23 protein-coding genes are annotated in these 20,272 nt (G+C 69.0%); 9 read left to right on the forward strand and 14 right to left on the reverse strand.

Going from position 1 to position 20,272, the window contains the following annotated elements:
* Nucleotides 1–49: 49 nt before the first annotated feature.
* From OD997_RS11940 to OD997_RS11955, 4 genes are all read right to left on the reverse strand, one after another.
* Nucleotides 50–1,396: a dihydrolipoamide acetyltransferase family protein gene (locus OD997_RS11940; RefSeq protein WP_434331764.1), complete on the reverse strand. Its 1,347-nt coding sequence runs from the start codon at nt 1,394–1,396 to the stop codon at nt 50–52.
* Nucleotides 1,397–1,420: 24 nt separating this feature from the next.
* Nucleotides 1,421–2,386 (reverse strand): alpha-ketoacid dehydrogenase subunit beta, encoded by a 966-nt coding sequence (locus OD997_RS11945; protein WP_434331765.1) that lies wholly within the window; start codon nt 2,384–2,386, stop codon nt 1,421–1,423.
* 11 nt (nt 2,387–2,397) lie between these two features.
* Nucleotides 2,398–3,525 carry a pyruvate dehydrogenase (acetyl-transferring) E1 component subunit alpha gene (gene pdhA / locus OD997_RS11950; RefSeq protein WP_434331766.1) on the reverse strand — a complete coding sequence of 376 codons (1,128 nt, stop codon included), beginning with the start codon at nt 3,523–3,525 and terminating at the stop codon, nt 2,398–2,400.
* A gap of 95 nt (nt 3,526–3,620) precedes the next feature.
* Nucleotides 3,621–4,688: a histidinol-phosphate transaminase gene (locus OD997_RS11955; protein ID WP_434331767.1), complete on the reverse strand. Its 1,068-nt coding sequence runs from the start codon at nt 4,686–4,688 to the stop codon at nt 3,621–3,623.
* Between the two features lie 59 nt (nt 4,689–4,747).
* Between OD997_RS11955 and OD997_RS11960 the strand changes: the two genes are divergently transcribed.
* On the forward strand, nt 4,748–5,152 hold the full coding sequence (locus OD997_RS11960; protein WP_434331768.1) for a phage holin family protein: 405 nt from the start codon (nt 4,748–4,750) through the stop codon (nt 5,150–5,152).
* A gap of 20 nt (nt 5,153–5,172) precedes the next feature.
* Here OD997_RS11960 and OD997_RS11965 read toward each other — a convergent pair whose 3' ends face one another.
* Nucleotides 5,173–6,450 (reverse strand): hypothetical protein, encoded by a 1,278-nt coding sequence (locus OD997_RS11965; RefSeq protein ID WP_434331769.1) that lies wholly within the window; start codon nt 6,448–6,450, stop codon nt 5,173–5,175.
* Nucleotides 6,447–6,710 (reverse strand): hypothetical protein, encoded by a 264-nt coding sequence (locus OD997_RS11970; RefSeq protein ID WP_434331770.1) that lies wholly within the window; start codon nt 6,708–6,710, stop codon nt 6,447–6,449. The genes OD997_RS11965 and OD997_RS11970 overlap by 4 nt, the downstream gene beginning before the upstream one ends.
* 231 nt (nt 6,711–6,941) lie before the next feature.
* Here OD997_RS11970 and OD997_RS11975 point away from each other — a divergent pair, with 231 nt between their 5' ends.
* Together OD997_RS11975 and purB are read left to right on the forward strand one after the other, a co-directional pair.
* Nucleotides 6,942–7,418, forward strand: coding sequence for a low molecular weight protein-tyrosine-phosphatase (locus OD997_RS11975; protein ID WP_235559995.1), 477 nt, complete (start codon nt 6,942–6,944; stop codon nt 7,416–7,418).
* Nucleotides 7,415–8,797: an adenylosuccinate lyase gene (gene purB, locus OD997_RS11980; protein ID WP_434332377.1), complete on the forward strand. Its 1,383-nt coding sequence runs from the start codon at nt 7,415–7,417 to the stop codon at nt 8,795–8,797. The genes OD997_RS11975 and purB overlap by 4 nt, the downstream gene beginning before the upstream one ends.
* Nucleotides 8,798–8,805: 8 nt before the next feature.
* Here purB and OD997_RS11985 read toward each other — a convergent pair whose 3' ends face one another.
* From OD997_RS11985 to OD997_RS11995, 3 genes are all read right to left on the reverse strand, one after another.
* Nucleotides 8,806–10,239, reverse strand: a complete 1,434-nt coding sequence (locus OD997_RS11985) for an MFS transporter (RefSeq protein WP_434331771.1) — start codon at nt 10,237–10,239, stop codon at nt 8,806–8,808.
* 85 nt (nt 10,240–10,324) lie between these two features.
* Nucleotides 10,325–10,678 carry a hypothetical protein gene (locus OD997_RS11990; RefSeq protein WP_434331772.1) on the reverse strand — a complete coding sequence of 118 codons (354 nt, stop codon included), beginning with the start codon at nt 10,676–10,678 and terminating at the stop codon, nt 10,325–10,327.
* Complete coding sequence (locus OD997_RS11995) at nt 10,675–11,325, reverse strand: acyl-CoA synthetase (RefSeq protein ID WP_434331773.1); 651 nt, start codon at nt 11,323–11,325, stop codon at nt 10,675–10,677. Before OD997_RS11995 ends, OD997_RS11990 begins: the two co-directional genes overlap by 4 nt.
* A 309-nt stretch (nt 11,326–11,634) precedes the next feature.
* On the opposite strand from OD997_RS11995, the gene OD997_RS12000 reads away from it, so the two are divergent.
* Nucleotides 11,635–12,543: a hypothetical protein gene (locus OD997_RS12000; protein WP_434331774.1), complete on the forward strand. Its 909-nt coding sequence runs from the start codon at nt 11,635–11,637 to the stop codon at nt 12,541–12,543.
* Between the two features lie 32 nt (nt 12,544–12,575).
* On the opposite strand, the gene OD997_RS12005 is transcribed toward OD997_RS12000, so the two are convergent.
* The gene (locus OD997_RS12005; protein ID WP_434331775.1) at nt 12,576–13,412 is read right to left on the reverse strand and encodes a sulfurtransferase; all 837 of its coding nucleotides are present in this window, start codon (nt 13,410–13,412) and stop codon (nt 12,576–12,578) included.
* 134 nt (nt 13,413–13,546) lie between these two features.
* On the opposite strand from OD997_RS12005, the gene OD997_RS12010 reads away from it, so the two are divergent.
* Nucleotides 13,547–14,458 (forward strand): DMT family transporter, encoded by a 912-nt coding sequence (locus tag OD997_RS12010; RefSeq protein ID WP_434331776.1) that lies wholly within the window; start codon nt 13,547–13,549, stop codon nt 14,456–14,458.
* A 4-nt stretch (nt 14,459–14,462) separates the two neighbouring features.
* Here OD997_RS12010 and OD997_RS12015 read toward each other — a convergent pair whose 3' ends face one another.
* On the reverse strand, nt 14,463–14,864 hold the full coding sequence (locus OD997_RS12015) for a (R)-mandelonitrile lyase (RefSeq protein ID WP_434331777.1): 402 nt from the start codon (nt 14,862–14,864) through the stop codon (nt 14,463–14,465).
* A gap of 71 nt (nt 14,865–14,935) precedes the next feature.
* Nucleotides 14,936–15,955: a zinc-dependent alcohol dehydrogenase family protein gene (locus OD997_RS12020; protein WP_434331778.1), complete on the reverse strand. Its 1,020-nt coding sequence runs from the start codon at nt 15,953–15,955 to the stop codon at nt 14,936–14,938.
* A 116-nt stretch (nt 15,956–16,071) separates the two neighbouring features.
* Between OD997_RS12020 and OD997_RS12025 the strand changes: the two genes are divergently transcribed.
* From OD997_RS12025 to OD997_RS12035, 3 genes are all read left to right on the forward strand, one after another.
* The gene (locus tag OD997_RS12025) at nt 16,072–16,731 is read left to right on the forward strand and encodes a GTP cyclohydrolase II (RefSeq protein ID WP_434331779.1); all 660 of its coding nucleotides are present in this window, start codon (nt 16,072–16,074) and stop codon (nt 16,729–16,731) included.
* Nucleotides 16,732–16,745: 14 nt separating this feature from the next.
* A complete protein-coding gene (locus OD997_RS12030; RefSeq protein ID WP_434331780.1) occupies nt 16,746–17,219 on the forward strand; it encodes a MarR family winged helix-turn-helix transcriptional regulator in 474 nt (157 codons plus the stop codon).
* A gap of 79 nt (nt 17,220–17,298) precedes the next feature.
* Complete coding sequence (locus OD997_RS12035; protein ID WP_434331781.1) at nt 17,299–18,198, forward strand: helix-turn-helix transcriptional regulator; 900 nt, start codon at nt 17,299–17,301, stop codon at nt 18,196–18,198.
* 9 nt (nt 18,199–18,207) lie between these two features.
* On the opposite strand, the gene OD997_RS12040 is transcribed toward OD997_RS12035, so the two are convergent.
* Both OD997_RS12040 and OD997_RS12045 read right to left on the reverse strand, forming a co-directional pair.
* Nucleotides 18,208–19,017, reverse strand: coding sequence for a thioesterase family protein (locus OD997_RS12040; RefSeq protein WP_434331782.1), 810 nt, complete (start codon nt 19,015–19,017; stop codon nt 18,208–18,210).
* Nucleotides 19,014–19,628 carry a LysE family translocator gene (locus tag OD997_RS12045; protein WP_434331783.1) on the reverse strand — a complete coding sequence of 205 codons (615 nt, stop codon included), beginning with the start codon at nt 19,626–19,628 and terminating at the stop codon, nt 19,014–19,016. Before OD997_RS12045 ends, OD997_RS12040 begins: the two co-directional genes overlap by 4 nt.
* Before the next feature lie 112 nt (nt 19,629–19,740).
* On the opposite strand from OD997_RS12045, the gene OD997_RS12050 reads away from it, so the two are divergent.
* Nucleotides 19,741–20,196 carry an Lrp/AsnC family transcriptional regulator gene (locus tag OD997_RS12050; RefSeq protein WP_434331784.1) on the forward strand — a complete coding sequence of 152 codons (456 nt, stop codon included), beginning with the start codon at nt 19,741–19,743 and terminating at the stop codon, nt 20,194–20,196.
* The last annotated feature ends 76 nt before the right edge of the window (nt 20,197–20,272 follow it).

Consider the following 20,272-nt stretch of genomic DNA (forward strand, 5'->3'; position numbering starts at 1 on the left):
GGGCCGGTCGTCGCGGTTCTGCTGCCACTGTATCCCCGCGCTGTCCGGGTCACTCGACGAGCAGCGCGGGCTCCTCGAGAACCGATGCCACGTCGGCGATGAACCGGCTCATGCCGTCGCCGTCGATCACGCGGTGGTCGAAAGATCCCGCCACGGTGGTGACCCACCGGGGGCGCACCTCGCCGTCGACGACCCACGGCTTCTGGCTGATCGTGCCCATCGCGACGATTCCGGCCTCGCCGGGGTTGATGATCGGCGTGCCGGCATCCATCCCGAACACACCGATGTTGGTGATCGTGATCGTGCCGCCCTGCTGGTCGGCGGGGCTCGTCTTGCCCTCGCGGGCAGTGAGCGTGAGCCTGTTGAGGGCGCGGGCGAGGTCCTTCATGCTGAGGTCCTGCGCGTCCTTGATGTTCGGCACGAGCAGGCCGCGAGGCGTGGCCGCGGCGATGCCGAGGTTCACATAGTGGCGCACGGCGATCTCGGCGCCGCCCTCGGTCTCGATCCACGCGGCGTTCACCATCGGGGTGCGACGAGCGGCCCAGATGACGGCGCGAGCCATGATCAGCAGCGGCGAGACGCGGATGTCGGCGTAGTCGGGCGATGCCTTGAGCCGCTTCACGAGCTCCATCGTGCGGCTCGCATCGATCTCCTTCCACACGGTGACGTGCGGGGCCGAGTAGGCGCTCTGCACCATCGCCGACGACGTGGCCTTGCGTACGCCCTTGACCGGGATCGACTCGGTGCGGTCGTCGGACACCGGAGCGGATGCTGGCGCTGCCGACACTCCCCGGGCGAGTCCGGCCGGGGTGCTCTGCGGCGCGGGCACGGTCTCTTCGCGCACGGCCCCCCACTCGGGCGTCTCGATGTTGCGGAACACACTCGCCTGCGAGGCGTGGGTCATGACGTCGTCGCGCGTGACCTCGCCGTCGGCGCCGGTGGGCGTGACGGTCGTCAGGTCGACCCCCAGGTCGCGGGCGAGCTTGCGGATCGGGGGCTTCGCGATCACACCGACCGACGAGCGCACCGGGCGCTCGGCCGGACGCTTGCGACGGGACGTGGCACCGCCGCCGGTGCCGTAGCCGACGAGCACCGAGCCGCCACCCTCTTCGGGTGCGGGCGCGACGGCGACCGCGGGGGCTGCGCCCGCGGCGGCTTCCGTCACGAAGGTGATGATCGGGGATCCGACCTCGACTGTCGCCCCCTCGGCGGCGAGCAGCTCACCGACGACGCCCGCGTGCGGAGAGGGCAGCTCGACGAGCGACTTGGCCGTCTCGATCTCGCAGATGACGTCGTTGATGGCGACGGTGTCACCCGGCGCGACCTTCCACGCCACGATCTCGGCCTCGGTCAGGCCCTCGCCCACGTCGGGGAGGTTGAAGTTCTGCGTGCTCATTTCGGTCCTTTCGGAACGGCGAGGTCAGTAGGCCAGGGAACGGTCGACGGCCTCGAGGATGCGGTCGGCATCCGGGAGGTAGGTGCCCTCGAGCTTCGCGGGCGGGAAGGGGGTGTCATAGCCCGAGACGCGCAGCACGGGGGCTTCGAGCGCGTAGAAGGCGCGCTCCATGACGGTCGCCGCCACCTCGCTGCCGATGCTCGTGAAGCCCTGCGCCTCCTGCGCGTAGACCATGCGTCCGGTCTTTCGCACCGAGTTCAGGATCGGCTCGTAGTCGATGGGTGACAGCGAACGCACGTCGACGACCTCGCAGCTGGTGCCCTCGGCTTCGGCGAGCGCCGCCGCCTGCAGCAGAGTGGTCACCATGGCTCCGTGTCCGACGAGAGTGACGTCCGAGCCCGTGCGCACGACGCGGGACGAGTGCAGTGGAGCGGCCGAGCCGTCGAGCTCGACCTCGCCCTTCTGCCAGTACCGGCTCTTCGGCTCCATGAAGATCACGGGGTCGTTCGACGCGATGGCCTCCTGGATCATCCAGTAGGCGTCGTTGGGCGTCGACGGCGAGACCACGCGCAGACCCGGGGTGTGCGCGAAATACGCCTCGGGGCTCTCCTGGTGGTGCTCGACGGCGCCGATGTGGCCCCCGTACGGGATGCGGATCACGATCGGCAGGCTCAGCTTGCCCTCGTGCCGGTTGGTGAGCTTGGCCAGCTGCGTCGTGATCTGGTCGAACGCCGGGAACACGAAACCGTCGAACTGGATCTCGATCACGGGACGGAACCCGGCCATCGCGAGCCCGATCGCCGTGCCGACGATCCCCGACTCGGCGAGAGGGGTGTCGAGCACGCGCTTGTCGCCGAAGTCGCGCTGCAGGTGCTCGGTGACGCGGAACACACCGCCGAGCTTGCCGATGTCCTCGCCCATGAGGAGGACCTTGGCGTCGTCTTCCATCGCCTTGCGGAGGCCCGCGTTGAGTGCCTTGCTGAGAGGCATCGTCTCGAGAGTCACTTGCCGTCCCCTTCGAACGATGCTTCGTACTGCCTGTGCCAGGCCTTCTGTTCCGCGATCAGAGGATGCGGCTCGCTGTAGACGTGGTCGAAGATCTTGTCTGCGGTCGGCGGTCCGAGCTCGACGCTCCGGGCGCGCAGGTCTTCCGCGGCGTCAGCGGCCTCGGCATCCACGTCGGCGAAGAACTGCCCTGCCGCTCCCCTGTTCTCGAGGAACGCGCGCATGCGGTCGATCGGGTCGCGCTCGGCCCACGACTGCTCCTCGTCGGAGCCGCGGTACTTCGTGGGGTCGTCGCTGGTGGTGTGCGCTCCGAGCCGGTAGGTCACGGCCTCGATGGCACGAGGACCCTTGCCGCTGCGCGCCTCGTCGAGCGCCAGGCGCGAGACGGCGTAGCTGGCGAGCACGTCGTTGCCGTCGACCCGGACGCTGGGGATGCCGTAGCCGGCGCTGCGCTCGACGAGCGGCACGCGCGACTGCGTCGACACGGGCACCGAGATCGCCCAGTGGTTGTTCTGCAGGAAGAAGACGGTCGGCGACTGGTAGCTGGCGGCGAAGACCATCGCCTCGTGCACGTCGCCCTGGCTCGACGCGCCGTCGCCGTAGTAGACGATCACGGCTTCGTCGGTGTCGAGGTCGCCGGTTCCCGAGCGCCCGTCGAAGTTCAGTCCCATGGCGTAGCCGGTGGCGTGCAGCACCTGCGAGCCGAGCACGAGCGTGTAGAGGCGGGTGTTGCCGTTCTTGGGGTCCGTCGGATCCCAGCCGCCGTGCGAGACACCGCGCATCAGCTTGATGATGTCGACGGGGTCGACGCCGCGGATGCGCGTCACGGCGTGCTCGCGGTACGACGGGAAGATCGTGTCCTGAGCGCGGGCGGCACGGGCGGATCCGACCTGAGCGGCCTCCTGCCCACGGCTCGGCGGCCACAGAGCGAGCTGCCCCTGACGCTGCAGGTTGGTCGCCTGGGTGTCGATCGCGCGGATGCCCACCATGTCGCGGTAGAACTGCTCGAGCTCGGCGTCGCTGATCGCCTCGATCAGCGGCAGGTACTGCTCAGCAGCCGCGCTCGGCGTGTAGCGGCCGTCCTGATCGAGGACGCGGACGAGTTCAGTCTCTGACGAGGTCACGGTGCCACGCTACCGCCGCGCGCATGCCCGGTCACGCATACCTAGGACGTCCTCGCATCTGCCGGGAACCCGGAGAAATGGCGGGATGGAGCCCCTCAGAGCAGGGTCGCGGCGACGTCGAGCACGCGCGCCACGGACTCCTCTTCGCCGACCGAGATGCGGATGCCGTCGCCCGGGAACGGACGCACGATGAGGTCGGCCGAGACGAACGCCGCGGCGACCTCGACGGTGCGCTCACCGGTGGGGAGCCAGACGAAGTTGGCCTGCGAGTCGGGCACGTCCCAGCCCTGCCTCCGGAGACCCTCGAGCAGGCGCGTGCGGCGCTCGACGATCACGGCGACCCGCTCGAGCAGCTCGCCCTCGGCGTCGAGACTCGCGATGGCGGCGTTCTCGGCGGCAGAGGTGACGGAGAGCGGGATGCCGGTGGTGCGAGCGGCATCGAGGACCTTCTCGTGGCCGATCGCGTAGCCGATGCGCAGACCCGCGAGTCCGTATGCCTTCGAGAAGGTGCGCAGCACGACGACGTTCGGATGCCGTTCGAACACGCGCTCCTCGAGGCCGTCGACAGCGCCGGGGGCGGTGACGAACTCGGCGTAGGCCTCGTCGAGGATGATCAGGACGTCGGTGGGGACGCGCTCGACGAACGTCGCGAACTCGTCGCTCGTGATGATCGGACCCGTGGGGTTGTTCGGCGTGCACAGGATGATCGCGCGGGTGCGGTCGGTGACGGCATCCGCCATCGCGTCGAGGTCATGGCGTCCGTCTGCCGTCACCGGGACCTGCACCCCGGTGCCGCCGGCGACGAGCGGCAGACTCGGGTAGGCCTCGAACGAGCGCCAGGCGTAGACGACCTCGTCACCGACCGACACGGTCGCGAGGATCAGCTGCTGGAGGATCGACACGCTGCCGGCGGCCACGTGCACCTGGTCGGGCTCGACGGCGTAGCGCGCGCCGAGCCGCTCGCGGAGCCGTCCGGCGGTCGCGTCCGGGTAGCGGTTGATCGGCGTCGTGTGCTGCAGCGCGGCGGCGACCGACGGCAGCGGCTCGAAGGGATTCTCGTTGCTGGAGAGCTTGAAGGCGTCTGGCCCTGCCTGCTTGCCCTGGCGGTACGGCGCGAGGGCGGCGATGGCGGGACGGATGCGCGGCAGGATCGGGTCGGTCACAAGCATGAGTCTAGATTCCACCGCCCCTCTGGCGGAGCGCATGGGAGACTGGGCTGACTATGCGCTTCATCATCCGAGTCGTCGTCAACGCGTTCGCCCTCTGGGTCGTGACGCTGATCCCCGCCCTGCAGGTGCAGATCCAAGCGTTCGCGCCGGGTGAGACCCTGCAGCTGGTGCTGACCCTGCTCGCGGTCGCCGCGATCTTCGCGCTCGTGAACACGATCATCGGCACCGTCGTCAAGATCGTCGCGTTCCCGCTGTACATCGTCACGGTGGGCCTCATCGGGTTCGTGATCAACGGCTTCCTGCTGTGGCTCACCGCCTGGATCACGAGCGGCTTCGGCTGGGGCCTCACCGTCGGCAGCTTCTGGTGGGGCGTCCTCGCGGCTCTGATCATCTCGCTGATCAACGGCGTCTTCGGCTTCATCCTGCGCCCGCAGAGCAAGAAGCAGCGCCGCGACTGACTGCACCCACTCGCGGGCGATCATCCGTCGCGCTCGGCGTGGTACTCGGTGCGCTCGATCACCTCGGCCGAGTCGAGTTCCCGCCAGAACTCGTCCGCCGCGTCGATCCGGGGATCGTTCGAGGCGTCGGCCTCCTCCGCGGTCTCGATGTACGTGTCGAGGTGGTGAGAGTCGACGACGAAGTCCTCGAGCGTGTCACCCGGGTTGCCCTGGGTCGAGATGACGATGCTGTCGGCCGATCCCGTGCCCTCGGGCGAACCGCCACCCGCGAGCGCCGGGACAGGATCGTCGGTGTGCCTGAGCTGGATGATCATCTGGTCATCGTCGAGGGTGGGTTCGACCGGGCTCCCGGCGGTGATCTGCATCTGCACGTCGTACCCGCTCTCCATCGCGAGATGCGCGGTGATCATTCCCGATTGAGAGTGCGCGACGACATCGACCTCGTCACCGGGCTCGGCTCCCGCCGCCTCCAGGGCCTCGAGCGTGGCCTGATATGACGCGGCATCCTGCTCTGTGTAGAGCTCGACGTTGGACTTGAGGTCCCACGGCTCCTTGCCTCCCCATCCGACGCTCTGCGTCCCCTTCAGATAGGCGACGTACTTCGTGCTGCCGTCGGCGAAGGAGTACTTCTCGACAGCGATCTGCGCCCCCGAGGTGACAGGCATGCGTCCCAGCGCCCCCGCGACGCCCGTCGGCGCGCCGGTGGGCGTCGAGGTCTTCACCGGCGCGACCGAGACCCGATCGGCCGTGCCCTTCAGCGTCTCGCCGGGGAGCACCTTGCCGAAGCCCGAGGTGAGCCCCACCAGCGCCGCAGTGCGGAAGACGTCGTCATAGATGGAGGGCGTCACGATGTTTCCCACCAGCCCCTCGAAGCGCTCCGCGCGCCACTCGATGATGAGGTTCTCGGCAAGGCCCGCGATGCGATCGTCGGATGCCGCCAGCCGATCGGCGCGTCGCATCAGTCGCTGCGCGGTGCTCGGATCGGTGTGCGACAGCATCTCGGCTTCGGCGCGCAGTTCGACGTACTCGTACGTGTCGGCCATGAGCAGCGTGGACGTCGCGGTCTTCTGGCACTCCGAATGAAGGCGAGCCACGCGCTGCCCCGACGACCACAGCTCGACCGTGTCGACCTGCGCGCTGAAGCCCGGGGTGTCGAGGATGACCCGATAGGCGCGCATGAGCGCGGAGCGCGCATCGTCGTAGCGTGACGCGACGCCCTCGATGCGTCGGGCGACGTCGCGGAGCGCGTCGGGGTCGACCGCGATCGCTCCGCCGTGGTCGATCGTCAACCCGGTCACGAGAGATCCGCCCGCTCGACCTCGGATTCGCGGCTGCGCGCCTCGGACGCCTCGACCCGGGTGCTCGCCCGCAGGTCGTCGAGCGACTCCTGCATCGCGCGCACTCCGTCGGAATGCCAGTCGGTGTCGGATGCGAGGACAGCGAGGGATGCGCGGACGTCGTCGAGCGCATCGACGGCGGTGCCGAGAGCGGCCACGGCCTGGGCTTTCGCCCACAGGCTCTCAGCGGCGCCGGTCTGTGCGAGTGCAAAAGAGTACATGCGCTCAGCATCCGCGATCCGTGTCACCTGGAAGGGCCGGCGATGCCCGCGATCGCAGCGATCGTGAGCATCCCGCCTTCACCGCCATCCGTGCAGAACGAGAACGTCGCGGCCGTCGCACACGACGCGGGCGTCGCGCGATCGGTCGGCGACCGGCAGAATAGGACGGTGACATCCCCGGATCCCTTCCGCGTGATCTTCGTGTGCACGGGGAACATCTGCCGCTCTCCGATGGCCGAGGTGGTGTTCCGCGAACTCGCGGAGCGGCAGGGTCTGGGTTCACGTATCGTGTCGCGCAGCGCCGGCACGGGCGACTGGCATGTCGGTGAACGCGCGGATCATCGCACGCTCGACTCCCTCAGCCGCCGCGGCTACGACGGCTCGCTCCACCGCGCGAAGCAGTTCACCTTCGCCTCGTTCTCGGACAACGACCTGGTGGTCGCGCTCGACCGCACCCACGAGCGCATCCTCCGCGAATGGGCACACAACGAAGACGAAGAGGGCAAGGTCACCCTGCTGCTCGCGTTCGACCCGGAAGCGCCCAGCCAGGACGTGCCAGACCCCTACTACGCCGGCCCCGAGATGTTCGATTCGGTGCTCGGTATGATTGAGACGGCGACTCGCGGGCTGTTCCGCCAGCTCGAGCCGGCTCTTCGCCAGCCCCGCACGCCCCGCACGCCCGGGGCCCGATCAGGAGGACTCCCCTGACTTTCCAGCCTTCGCTCCCGCCGCAGCCCCTGAGCCCCCTCGACGGTCGCTACCGCGGCGCCGTCACCGGCCTCGCCGACTTCCTCTCGGAGGCGGGCCTGAACCGTGCCCGCGTCGAGGTCGAGGTGGAGTGGCTGATCGCGCTCACCGACCGCTCGCTCTTCGAGACGAGCCCCCTCTCGGATGCCGACAAGGAGCGCCTGCGCGCCCTGTACCGCGACTTCGGTCAGGCCGAGATCGACTGGCTCGCCGAGAAGGAAGCCGTCACCCAGCACGACGTCAAGGCCATCGAATACCTGGTGCGCGATCGGCTCAGCACCCTCGGGCTCGACTCGATCGCCGAGCTCACCCACTTCGCCTGCACGAGTGAGGACATCAACTCCGCCTCCTACGCGCTCACCGTGAAGCGTGCGGTCGAAGAGGTCTGGCTCCCCGCCCTCGACGTCGTGATCGCGAAGCTCCGTGAGCTGGCAGCCGAGCACGCCGACGCCGCGATGCTCTCGCGCACCCACGGGCAGCCCGCCACCCCGTCGACCATGGGCAAGGAGATCGCCGTCTTCGCGTGGCGTCTCGAGCGCGTGCGCGCCCAGATCGCGGCATCCGACTACCTCGCCAAGTTCTCGGGTGCGACCGGCACGTGGTCGGCGCACCTGTCGGCCGACCCCGACGCCGACTGGCCCACGATCTCTCGCGAGTACATCGAGGGCCTCGGCCTGGGCTTCAACCTGCTGACCACGCAGATCGAGTCGCACGACTGGCAGGTCGAGCTGTACGACCGCATCCGTCACGCCGGCGGGATCCTGCACAACCTCGCCACCGACATCTGGACCTACATCTCGCTCGGCTACTTCGCGCAGATCCCCGTCGCGGGAGCGACCGGTTCGTCGACCATGCCGCACAAGATCAACCCGATCCGCTTCGAGAACGCCGAGGCCAACCTCGAGATCTCGGGTGCGCTGCTGGCCTCCCTCGGGCAGACGCTCGTGACGAGCCGTCTGCAGCGCGACCTCACCGACTCGACGACGCAGCGCAACATCGGCGTCGCATTCGGGCACTCGCTGCTCGCGATCGACAACCTGCGCCGCGGACTGAACGCGATCTCGCTGTCGCGCGACGTGCTGCTCGCCGACCTCGACGTGAACTGGGAGGTCCTCGCCGAGGCGATCCAGACCGTCATCCGCGCCGAGGTCGTCGCCGGTCGCTCGTCGATCACCGACCCCTACGCGCTGCTCAAGGAACTGACCCGCGGACACCGTGTGGGCGCAGCCGACCTCGCGGCCTTCGTCGAAGGGCTCGAGATCGGGGATGCCGCGAAGCAGCGTCTGCTGGCTCTGACCCCCGCGTCTTACACGGGCATCGCCGAGCAGCTCGCGAAGTAGGTTCACCGCTACGGGCGGGGCTCTCCGGAGTGCGCTCCGGCGGAGTCGCGCGGCATGAACGCGGCCGCGATCAGCGTCAGCACGGCCACGATAGCTGCGGCGATGAACACCCAGACGGATGCAGAGATGATGGTCGCCGGGTCTTCGGGGCCGGCGCCCTGTGCGATCACCGAGTTCGAGATCGCCCCGAACACGGCCACTCCGAGCGCACTTCCCGCCGAACGGGCGAAGGCGTTCATGCCGGTGACGGCTCCGCGCTCGCCCCAGCCGACCGAGGCCTGAGCGGCGATGAGCGTCGGGGCGGCGCTCCACCCCAGACCGAAGCCGAGCACGAAGGCCACAGCCGCGATCGAGAACGGGTTGGGCCAGGGTGAGACGACCGCGAGAGCGATCGCCGCGACGGCCGTGATCGACATGCCGATGAGCGCCGTGCGGCGGAACCCGATCCGCAGGTACAGGCGTCCGGAGTTCGCGGCGGCGAGCGGCCACCCGAGGGTCAGCGCCGCGACCGCGAGACCGGACAGCAGCGGGGCGATGCCGATCGATCCCTCGAGGTAGGCCGGTGCGAAGCTCGTGACGCCCGTCATCAGTGCGCCGATGCCGAGCGAGACGATCGTGGTCGTGAGGATGAGCGGGCGCGCAGCCAGCCGCAGGTCGACGATCGGCTCAGCGGCCCGCCGTTCGACGAGGCCGAACGCGATCAGGGCCAGCACACCGAGACCGAAGCAGATCGCACTGGGCACGGAGAGCCACGCCCACGCGTTGCCGCCCTCCAGCATCCCGAGGATGAGTCCGGTGAGACCGATCGTGAGGAGCACGGCTCCGGCATAGTCGATGCGATGCCGCTGGGTCTGCTTCTCTTCGTGGTACTTGCGCAGCAGCATCCATCCGGCGATCAGGCACAGCGGGATGTTGACCCAGAAGATCCAGCGCCATGCGTCGAGCTGGGCGAAGATCCCGCCGAGTGCGGGGCCGACCACCGACGAGATCGCCCAGACCGAGGCGATGTATCCCTGCACCTTGGCGCGCTCGGCGACCGTGTAGATGTCGCCGACGATGGTCATCGACATCGGTGCGACCGCCCCGGCGCCGAGGCCCTGGATGATGCGGAAGATGATCAGGGAGGTCATGCTCCACGCGAACCCCGACAGCACGGAGCCCAGCAGGAAGAGGCCGATACCGAGCAGGATGATGGGCTTGCGCCCCACGGTGTCGGCGAAGCGCGAGTAGATCGGCACGCTGACCGCCTGCGCGAGGAGGTAGACCGAGAAGAGCCACGGGAACTGCTGGTAGCTGCCGAGATCGCGGACGATGCTGGGCACCGCCGTCGCGAGGATCGTCGCATCGATCGCGATGAGCCCGGTCGCGAGCATGAGCGCACCGAGCACGGGACCGCGGGTCGAGCGGAGTCCGATGGAGGCGCGGTCGATCGAGGCAGTCACTACAGGCACAAGCGCTCGGGCGCAGGGACTATTCCGGACGGATGCCGGAGATCCCTCGGCTGCGAGCCAGAACGAGCGGTGCGAGTCAGGAGGAAGCGCCGTGACCGGGCTTGTCGGACTCGGGCTCGTCGGGCGTCTCGGGGTCGTAGAGCACCGGACGGTCGACGGTCTTCGTGACGTCGGCAGGATCGACCACGAGGATCAGCATCGCCAGGAACAGCAGCGTGACGATGAACGCGCCACCACCGACCACGAGGCCGAGGGCGATCGGGGTGAGGCCGTCGTAGGTGCCGTTCGCGATGGCGCTGTTCACTCGCGCGGTGAAGGCTCCGGTCGACACGAGCGTCACGATCGCGGCGAAGACACCGCAGCCGAGGGCGATGCCCAGCAGGTGCAGGGGGCGCAGGATGTCGCGCCGGGTGGGCTTGTCGTCGCTCATCGGTCTCCTCCGTGCCCGGCGGGGGCCGGGTCGTTCTCGGTAGTTGCGGAGTCGGCGACGGCGTCGGCGCGCTTCGGGGTGAGCCCGGCGATGCCGAGGAAGACGGCGACGATGGCGGCGTACCCGCCGAACATGCCGACGCCCAAGATGATGCCGGTGAGCTCGAACTCGCCTGCGCCCTTGATCGCATAGGGCTGCACGAAACCTGCGGGGATCGCAAGCAGCAGTGCGGCGAGCAGCAGACCGAACGCACCGAGGGTGATGGAGTCACGTGCCGTGGGGTCGCCCGTGCGACGTCCGCGCAGGCCGACGACCAGCTCGAGGATTCCGGTGGCCACCGCCCAGGCGATCACGACCACGAAGAAGACGTCGTCGGTGCGCCAGGCGGGCACTCCCGCCGTCATGCCGGCGGCGAAGCCCAGGATCGCCAGGACGACCGAGGGCCAGCGCTGCCCGGCAGGGAACACGAGCCAGGCGGCGACGATCATGACGAGGGCGGTCGTCAGCACGAAGCCGCTGAAGACGGAGAGACCGACGGCCGCCGAGTGGTCGGGCGAGAAGGTGATCATCACGGCAGCGGCGGCGGCGAAGAGCGCGCGCAGCAGCTGAAGGTGACGCACGGTGAACGCGCGGGCAGGGGCAGACATGACGATCCAGAGTCCTCCGGGGTGTTCCTCCCAGTCTACGCGGGGGCGCGGAGTGGGAGCGGACGCCGGGAGAGAGGTGTTCGCGGGGCCCGATGGATCTCCCCAGATCGATCATCAGGCCCCGCGACAGAACGCGGCGACGGGGGCGACACCACGTTATGGGCTGATCGGTCGTGAGGTCGGGCACCCTGCCCACGACTGTTCTGCCCAGCTGACCCCAGAAATAGCATCTCGTCCCCTACGCGATGCCGGTGTGGTCGTATGCTCACTTTAGGGCTCGATTCTTCACATACCGGAGGGGGTGCTGTGATGAGTATGGAAAGTGGCATCCGCCGATATGCCGATGTATTCGCAGCGTCCTTCCGTGACGCGATCAATGCACGTGGATTGACCCTGGCGCGACTGCACGAACAGCTGCGCGCCCGCGGAAACAGCGTGTCGATGGCGACCCTCAGCTACTGGCGCTCCGGCGCCCGTCGGCCGGAGGGCGCCCAGTCGATGGCGGCGCTCAGCGACATCGAGCAGCTGCTGCACCTCGAGCCCGGCTCTCTCACCGCACTGCTCGGCACCACCAACCGCACGGGCCCGCTCGGACCCAATCAGTTCCCGCTCGACGAGCAGGAACTCGAGCAGGCGGTGAAGGATGCCTTCGCTGCCCTCGGCGCCGAGTACCCCGACACCTCTCGCGAGCTGACCACGCATTCGGTGACGGACGTGGATGCCGACGGCAACGTCTCGTACTCGATCACGCGCAGCATCGTGCAGTCGACCGTCGGCACGGTAGCCTCGATCCCGTTCCTCGAGATGACGCCCGGGGTCAGCACCCCCGCGCCGATCATCGACGCCGTGGCCGGTGGCCGGATCGCCGCCCGCTACTCGCACCCGAACGGCGAGGTGCACGGCGTGCTGTTCGAGCTCGACGTGCCGTTGACCGCGCCGAGCACGTCGATGGTGGAGTGGTCCGTCCAGTACCCGCCGGGCTATCCGCCGCAGCGCGAGACGGGTCACGCCGTGGCTCGGCAATGCCGGGAGCTGCTGGTCTGGACCCGGTTCCACCCGGACGCCGTGCCCGATCGCATCGAGGAACGAGCCGAGACCCCGTCCGGCGTCAAGACGACGGAGCTGTCGCTCGAGGGCCGAAACTCCGTGCATCAGGTGCGTCGGGCCTTCGGCCCCGGACTCCTCGGAGTCTCCTGGACCTACGCCGACGGCCGCTGACGACCGATGCCGGCGCCGCTCGGCCGCTGAGGTCAGCCGGGCTGCTCGCCGACGGCGACCGCGCGTCCGGGGGTGTTGGACCACTGGCTCCACGACCCGGGGAACACCTTCGCCTCGATGCCGGCCTCGTCGAGCACCAGAGCGGTATGCGCCGCCGTGATGCCGGAGCCGCAGTACGCCGCCACCGGCGTTCCCTCGGTCACGCCGACGGCCGCGAAGGTCGCCTGCAGGGTGTGCACGTCGAGGATCTTGCCCTCGGGGTTCAGATGAGCCGCCATAGGTACGTTGAGCGCCCCGGGGATGTGCCCGCCGATCGGGTCGAGCGGCTCGTGGTCACCCCGATACCGCTCGGGAGCGCGCACGTCGAGCAGCACCCCGACCTCGGGAAATGACGCCGCCTCGTCGATCGAGATCGCGTCGGCCCCGATCTCGTCGAGGACGACGTCTCCGGGCTCGACCTCCACGTCATCGGTCGCGACCGGCTGACCGGCCGCCGTCCAGGCGCGGATGCCGCCGTCGAGCACGCGCACGTCGACGCCGCCCTGTCGCAGCAGCCACCATGCGCGCGAGGCGCTGAGCCCCTTCGCATCGTCGTAGGCCACGACGACGTCGCCTTGGTTCACGCCCCAGCGGCGCGCAGCATCCTGCAGGGTCTGCGTGGAAGGCAGGGGGTGGCGCCCCTCCGACGGCTCCCCGTGCGTCGCGAGCTCGGTCGAGAGCGGCACGTAGACGGCACCGGGGATGTGGCCCCCGAGATAGTCCGCGTGACCGTCGGGGCGGTCGAGCCGCCAGCGCACGTCGATCACTCGGACCGGCGTCTCGGACGCCCGCAGCTCGTTCAGTTCGTCGACGCTCACGAAGTTGCTCATGAGGCGAGGCTATCGAGACGACTGCGAATCGCGCACCCGACCGCATTCTGTCGTCATATCGGGCCGCTCCGGCGATTCGAAGCGGATGCGACGGCGGCGCTAGGCTCGATCCGGCCGCGTCGAGAAAGGACCGCATGTCCACTCGATTCCGCTGGATGAGCCTGCGTCGGCAGGAGGTCGCCCTCATCGCCGTGACGGCGGTCTGGGGCAGTACCTTCCTGCTCGTGCACTGGGCGATGCAGCACTCGGGACCCTGGTTCTTCGTCGGCATCCGGTTCCTGGTCGCCGGGCTGATCAGCGTCGTCATCTTCCGCAGGGTGCTGCGAGGCATCCGCTGGCGCGACATCGGTGCGGGCGTCGCGATCGGCGTGATGATCTATCTCGGCTACGGTCTGCAGACCGTCGGGCTGCAGACCATCGATTCGAGCACGTCCGCCTTCATCACCGCGATGTACATCCCGCTCGTGCCGCTCGCCCAGTGGGCGGTGTTCCGCAAGCGCCCACCGGCCATGGCGTTCGTCGGGGCGGGTCTCGCCTTTCTCGGGCTGATGCTCATCGCCGGCCCCGATGCGTTCGCCCTGACCCTCGGGTCGGGTGAGATCCTCACCATGATCAGCACCCTGCCGATCGCGGCCGAGATCATCCTGATCAGCGTGTTCGCCGGCAGGATCGACCTCGGCCGGATCACGATCATCCAGCTCCTCACCGCGGGAGTGCTCGGCATCCTCACGATGCCGGTCGTCGGGGAGGGGCTGCCCGAGTTCTCATGGATCTGGGTCGGCTGCGCGATCGGGCTCGGGGCGGCGAGCTGCATCATCCAGCTCACGATGAACTGGGCGCAGAAGTCGGTCTCGCCGACCCGCGCCACGATCATCTACGCGGGCGAGCCGGTGTGGGCGGCCGCGATCGGCCGCATCGCCGGCGAGCGCCTGCCCGTCACGGCGCTGATCGGCGGCGCACTCGTCGTGCTCGGCATCCTGGCCAGTGAGCTCAAGCTCGTGCGCCGCCGCGACAGGGCATCCGAAACGACGCCGGCGGCCGACTAGCGGCTCAGCGCCGGCGGTAGTCCTCGTCGGTGACGTGCTCGAGCCATGTCGTGGTCTCGCTCGGGTCGTCAGCGCCCTCGAGAAGAGCGAGGTGCTGCATGAAGCAGTCCTCGGCGGCGCCGTGCCAGTGCTCCTCCCCCGGCGGCGTGTAGATCGTCTCGCCGGGCCGCGCCTCGACGACGGTGCCGTCGCGCGTACCGCACAGCGCGGTGCCCTCGGTGACCCGCAGGTACTGGCCGCGCGCGTGCGAGTGCCAGGCCGTGCGGGCACCGGGTGCGAACCGGACGAGTCCTCCCGACATCCGCTGGTCCTCATCGTGCGGGGCGATGATCGGGTCGAGCCAGACGTCGCCCGTGAACCACTCGGGCGGGTTCTTCACGGTCGGGATGCGGTCTTCGATGTGCATGTCTTCTCTCCTGTCGCAGGATCGGGTGTCGCAGGATCGGGTGTCGCGGGGTCGGGCTCTCGCCGGCCGGGTCAGACCGTGAGCAGGACCTTGGTGGCGCGGCGCTCATCCATGGCGCGATAGCCTTCGGCGGCCTCCTCGAGCGGAAGCGTGAGGTCGAACACCTTGCCGGGGTCGATCTTGCGGTCCCAGATGAGTTGGATCAGCTCGGGGAGGAATCGGCGCACCGGAGCCGGGCCGCCGTGCAGGTGCACGCCCGAGAAGAAGAGCTCCTCACCGGGCAGCGCGACGTCGTGCGAGACGCCGACGTATCCGACGTGACCGCCGGGGCGGGTCGCGCGGATGGCCTGCATCATCGACTCCTGCGTGCCGACCGCCTCGATCACCGAGTGCGCGCCGAGCCCGTTCGTGAGCTCCTTGATGCGGGCCACGCCCTCGTCTCCACGCTCCTCGACGATGTCGGTCGCGCCGAACTCGCGTGCCAGCGCCTGGCGGTCGGCGTGGCGGCTCATCGCGATGATCCGCTCGGCGCCGAGTTCACGGGCAGCGAGGATGCCGAGCAGACCCACCGCTCCATCGCCGACGACGGCGACGGTCTTGCCGGGTCCGACCTCTGCGGCGACGGCGGCGAACCAGCCGGTGCCCAGCACGTCGGATGCCGCGAGCAGCGACGGGATCAGATCGGCGTCGGGCTGCCCCGGCGTCGCGACGAGCGTGCCGTCGGCGTGCGGGATCAGCGAGTACTCGGCCTGGGTTCCGTAGGCGCCCATCGGCACGACGTGCACGCAGCGGGACTGGTACCCGGCCTGGCAGATCTCACAGGTGTTGTCCGAGGCCATGAACGAACCGACGACGAAGTCGCCGACCTTCACGGTCTTCACATCGGCGCCGATCTCCTCGACGATGCCGACGTACTCGTGACCCATCGGGTCGTGATCGACCTCGTTCGCTCCCCGGTAGGGCCAGAGGTCGGATCCGCAGATGCAGGTCGCGGCGATCCGGATCACGGCATCGGTCGGACGGGTGATGGTCGGCTTCTCGCGGTCCTCGACGCGAACGTCGCCGGGTGCGTACATGACTACTCCACGCATGAGTGGTGCTCCTTCGGTGTTGTGGTTCCAGTCAACTCCCGATGTCCAGCCCGCGGGAGGCTCTGATAAAACACCCCTCGTGGGAATAGACGCGCGCACATCGCGTTTCACCCCACATGATTGAAACTTCAACCGTCGTTCCGGTCGCGTCGGAGCGCACGCGCGTGCGCGTGCCGATGCGTTTCGCCGACGGGTTCTCCACCGCAGCGGATGTCGTGACGTTCGACGGGTTGGTCGACGGCCGGGAGCACCTCCTCCTGGGCCTCGGCGACTGGAAGGGCGCCCTCGAGCGCATGACGGACGGCGGGGATGCTCCTCTCGTGCGCCCGCACAGCGAATGCCTGACCGGCGATGTGTTCGGATCGGAACGCTGCGACTGCGGACCGCAGCTGCGCGAAGCCGTCGAGCGCATCGCCGAGGAGGGCGGATTCCTGCTCTACCTGCGCCAGGAGGGACGCGGCATCGGCCTGTACGCCAAGCTCGACGCGTACGCTCTGCAGGACGCGGGGCTAGACACCTACGAGGCGAACGTGGCACTCGGTCGCGGCGAAGACGAGCGCGACTACACGGTCGCGGCGCAGATGCTGCAGACGGTGGGCGCCGACAGCATCCGCCTGTTGAGCAACAACCCCGACAAGGCGGCGCAGCTCGAGTCCCTCGGCATCCGCGTCACCGAGCAGGTCCGCACCGGCGTGCACCTGTCGGATGCGAACCACCGCTACCTCGAGGCCAAGCGCGACCACACCTCGCACACACTCGATCTCTCCGCCGCGTGATGGGCGACAGCGTCGTGAGCGAGCGCCCTGCAAGCGACCGACGGCTCGATGACACCGAGATGCAGACGTGGCTGCCGACCATCCGGTTCGTGCAGCTGCTGCCGCAGGTGCTCGACCGCGCGCTGAAAGCCGAGACCGGGCTCAAGCACTCGCACTACGCGATCCTCGTGACGCTGGCGGGCCAGGACGACCGCGCGATCCCGATGACCGAGCTCGCGCAGATCGCCGGGCTCAGTCGCTCGCGGCTCAGCCACGCGATCGACTCGCTCGAAGAACGCGGCTGGGTGACGCGCACCTCGTGCAGCAGCGACAAGCGCACCCTGACAGCGGCACTCACCGATGCCGGTCGCGAGCTCCTGCGGGGAGCTGCCCCCGTCCATGTGGCGCAGATCCGCGAGCTGATCCTCGACCCGCTCACCGAAGCCGAGCGGGAGCAGCTCGGCGCGATCGCGGCCAAGCTGCTCCCGGGTGTGACTGCGGCCCTCTGACGCCGATCAGGTCTGGGGCGCAGAGGGAGAGCCTGCCAGTACCTCCCTTCCTTCCGTGTAGGGGCGTACCGTCGAAGACATGGACACCCGCAACGAGGTGCGCGAATTCCTCTCGTCGAGGCGCGACCGCATCACCCCCGACCAGGCAGGCCTGCCCGCATACGGCGGCAACCGCCGCGTACCCGGGCTTCGGCGCGAAGAGGTGTCGCTGCTCGCCGGCGTCAGCGTCGACTACTACACCCGTCTCGAGCGCGGCGATCTGTCCGGAGTCTCCGACAGCGTGCTCGACGCGCTCGCCCGGGCCCTGCAGCTCGACGAAGCCGAGACGGCGCACCTGTTCGACCTCGCCCGCACGGCCAACGCGTCACCGGTCGCCCGCAAGCCGCGCAAGAAGGTCGAGACGCTGCGTCCCAGCATCCTGCGCCTGCTCGACGCGATGACGGAAGCGCCCGCGATCGTGCGCAACAACTACTTCGACTACCTCGCGGCGAACGCGCTGGGCCGCGCGCTCTACGCCCCGCTGTTCACGACTCCGGTTCCCAACAGCGCCCGCTTCGCGTTCCTCGATCCGGCGGCGCAGGAGTTCTACCCCGAGTGGGAGCGCAACACCCAGGAGCTCGTCGCCGCGATGCGCGGCGAGGCGGGGCGCAACCCGTTCGACCGCAAGCTCACCGATCTCGTGGGCGAGCTGTCGACCCGCAGCGAGCGCTTCCGCACCCTGTGGGCCGCGCACAACGTGCGCTTCCACCGCAGCGGGGTCAAGCGCATCAATCACCCCGTCGTCGGCGAGATGGAACTCACCTACGAGGCGTTCGAGCTGCCGGCCGACCCCGGGCTTCAGATGTCGACCTACACGGCGGAGCCGGGGTCAGCGTCCGAGGAGAAGCTGCGGATGCTCGCCAGCTGGGCGGCGACGGATGCTGCGGCATCCGCGTCTTCCGGCACCGACTCCGAGGTGTCTGATCGCGCCGAGGCCTGACGCCTGCGCTCAGTCCCGCGGCGCGACCGGCCGCACGGTCAGGCTCTGCACGGAGACGCCGAAGGGCCCTGCCGCGTCGTTCAGCACGGAGTGTGTGACGCCGACCCCGTGAGCGCCGAACGTCACCGTCGTGTCGAGCCCGATCCAGCCGTCGTCCGGTTCGCGGAACAGGTGGGCCGTGAGGTCGACGTTCGGGTAGAACGCCGACCCGACCGGCACGCGGGGGGTCATGCCGTTGGCGAGGTCGACGACCCCGAGGGCACGCGCCGTCGGGCTGATCGTCTCGCTCGCGAGCAGCGGGTGATGCGGTCGCACCCACGCCGATGCCCGTCCCGGCGACTCCTCGTGGTGGCGGAAGGCGCCTGAACGCACGAAGGCGCCCGGCCACACCGCGCCCGCCTGCCATTCGGCATGGGAGTCGAGCGGGGGCATGACCGGTAGCGCGCCACCCGCGATCGCCGTGGTGTCGGCGGTCTGCATCAGCCAGGCGCGGAGGATCACGGCCGGTCGTCCGCCGTGGGTCAGCGTCGCCTCGACCAGTTCGATCGTGCGACCGGGGCGGATGACGCGGATGTCGACCTCGACCACGTCGATCGGCAGCACCCCGAGGATGTCGTACGAGACGCGGGCGAGCACGAGCGCGTCGTCCCGGCGCGCGTCGCGATGCGACTCGACGAGGTGCGCGAGGAGTCCGATCGTCGGAGCGATGTGCTGCTCCGCCGTGTTCCAGGCTCCCTGCACCTCCCCGGTGGCGCGGAAGGCACTGTCGGAGAGGCGCTCGAAATATGCGGTCACCATCGGATCGTAGAACGTCGTCATCGAACCAGCTGTCCGACGAGCAGGACCACGCCGATGCCGATCATCGCGATGCCCGACACGATGCTCACGATGCGCGCCGCGGTCGGACGAGCCCGCAGAACCGACCCCGCCCCGAATCCGACGGCGAAGTACACCGCGGCGCAGCCGACCAGATGCACCGCACCGAGGACCACGATCTGCACCGCGAGCGGCCACGTCGAATCAGCCGCGGTGAACTGGGGAAGGATGGCGAGGAACAGCAGGGTCACCTTGGGGTTCAGGCCGCTGATCCCGAATCCCTTCAGCATCCATCTGCCGGGTGAGGCCTCGACGAGTTCGGCGCCTTCGCGGATCACGGCGGGTGCACGCAGGGTGCCGATGCCGAGCCAGACCAGGTAGAACGCGCCGGCGACGGTGAGCACGGTGAGTGCGAGCGGATATCGGGCGACGAGCGCCCCGACTCCGGCCGCGACGATGATCACCGCGAGCACGTGGCCCGACAGCATCCCCAGGACCGCGGGAGCTGCTCGACGGCGCAGCCCGGCCGAGATCGCGAAGGCCCAGTCGGCCCCGGGAGTGACGACGAACAGCATCGAGACACCCCAGAAGGCGGTGATCGCGGTGAGTGCCATGACTGTTCTCTTTCGTCGTTCCTGCGCTGCGGAGGCAACTCTAGGAAGGAACCGACGGAAGGTGTTTGCGTTGTTTGCACGGCGGGAGCCATTCTGCGCAAGAATCTTGAGCATGGACGCGATCGACCGGAAGATCCTTGCCGAGCTGCAGCGCGATGGGCGCCTGAGCATCACGGAGCTCGCGGAGCGGGTGCAACTCAGCGTCTCTCCCTGTCACCGCCGACTGCGCGAGCTCGAGCGCTCCGGAGTCATCACCGGATACCACGCGACCCTGTCGCCCCAGGCTCTCGGTCTGGGCTTCGAGACCCTCGTCTTCGTCACGATGAAAGAGGCGAATCGAGACTCGATCATCCCGTTCGAGACGGCTGTGGCCCGCATCCCGAACATCACCCTGGCGCACCGCCTGTTCGGCGACCCCGACTACCTGCTGCGCGTCGTCGCCGCGGACCTCGAGCACTTCCAGCGCCTGTACGACGAGCAGCTCACCGCTCTCCCCGGCGTGCAGCGGGTCAGCTCGACGCTCGTGATGCGCAAGGTCGTCGACGACGGCGCCCTGCCGCTGGGCTGAAGCGCTTCGTCGACGCGGGGCTTTCTGCTCTGAGCAGAACGACTCGAATCACCCGCTGACGGCGGCTTATCGTGAG

Origin of the sequence: Microbacterium sp. CGR1, from assembly GCF_051062835.1 — a bacterium.
Taxonomy (GTDB): Bacteria; Actinomycetota; Actinomycetes; order Actinomycetales; family Microbacteriaceae; genus Microbacterium.

Coding starts and splice junctions, on each gene's coding strand:
- OD997_RS11940 (WP_434331764.1), bottom strand. CDS start 1,396: ATGAGCACGCAGAACTTCAACCTCCCCGACGTGGGCGAGGGCCTGACC.
- OD997_RS11945 (WP_434331765.1), bottom strand. CDS start 2,386: ATGCCTCTCAGCAAGGCACTCAACGCGGGCCTCCGCAAGGCGATGGAA.
- OD997_RS11960 (WP_434331768.1), top strand. CDS start 4,748: ATGCGCTTCATCATCCGAGTCGTCGTCAACGCGTTCGCCCTCTGGGTC.
- OD997_RS11970 (WP_434331770.1), bottom strand. CDS start 6,710: ATGTACTCTTTTGCACTCGCACAGACCGGCGCCGCTGAGAGCCTGTGG.
- OD997_RS11975 (WP_235559995.1), top strand. CDS start 6,942: ATGGCCGAGGTGGTGTTCCGCGAACTCGCGGAGCGGCAGGGTCTGGGT.
- OD997_RS11990 (WP_434331772.1), bottom strand. CDS start 10,678: ATGAGCGACGACAAGCCCACCCGGCGCGACATCCTGCGCCCCCTGCAC.
- OD997_RS11995 (WP_434331773.1), bottom strand. CDS start 11,325: ATGTCTGCCCCTGCCCGCGCGTTCACCGTGCGTCACCTTCAGCTGCTG.
- OD997_RS12000 (WP_434331774.1), top strand. CDS start 11,635: ATGAGTATGGAAAGTGGCATCCGCCGATATGCCGATGTATTCGCAGCG.
- OD997_RS12005 (WP_434331775.1), bottom strand. CDS start 13,412: ATGAGCAACTTCGTGAGCGTCGACGAACTGAACGAGCTGCGGGCGTCC.
- OD997_RS12010 (WP_434331776.1), top strand. CDS start 13,547: ATGTCCACTCGATTCCGCTGGATGAGCCTGCGTCGGCAGGAGGTCGCC.
- OD997_RS12015 (WP_434331777.1), bottom strand. CDS start 14,864: ATGCACATCGAAGACCGCATCCCGACCGTGAAGAACCCGCCCGAGTGG.
- OD997_RS12020 (WP_434331778.1), bottom strand. CDS start 15,955: ATGCGTGGAGTAGTCATGTACGCACCCGGCGACGTTCGCGTCGAGGAC.
- OD997_RS12025 (WP_434331779.1), top strand. CDS start 16,072: ATGATTGAAACTTCAACCGTCGTTCCGGTCGCGTCGGAGCGCACGCGC.
- OD997_RS12035 (WP_434331781.1), top strand. CDS start 17,299: ATGGACACCCGCAACGAGGTGCGCGAATTCCTCTCGTCGAGGCGCGAC.
- OD997_RS12040 (WP_434331782.1), bottom strand. CDS start 19,017: ATGACGACGTTCTACGATCCGATGGTGACCGCATATTTCGAGCGCCTC.
- OD997_RS12045 (WP_434331783.1), bottom strand. CDS start 19,628: ATGGCACTCACCGCGATCACCGCCTTCTGGGGTGTCTCGATGCTGTTC.
- OD997_RS12050 (WP_434331784.1), top strand. CDS start 19,741: ATGGACGCGATCGACCGGAAGATCCTTGCCGAGCTGCAGCGCGATGGG.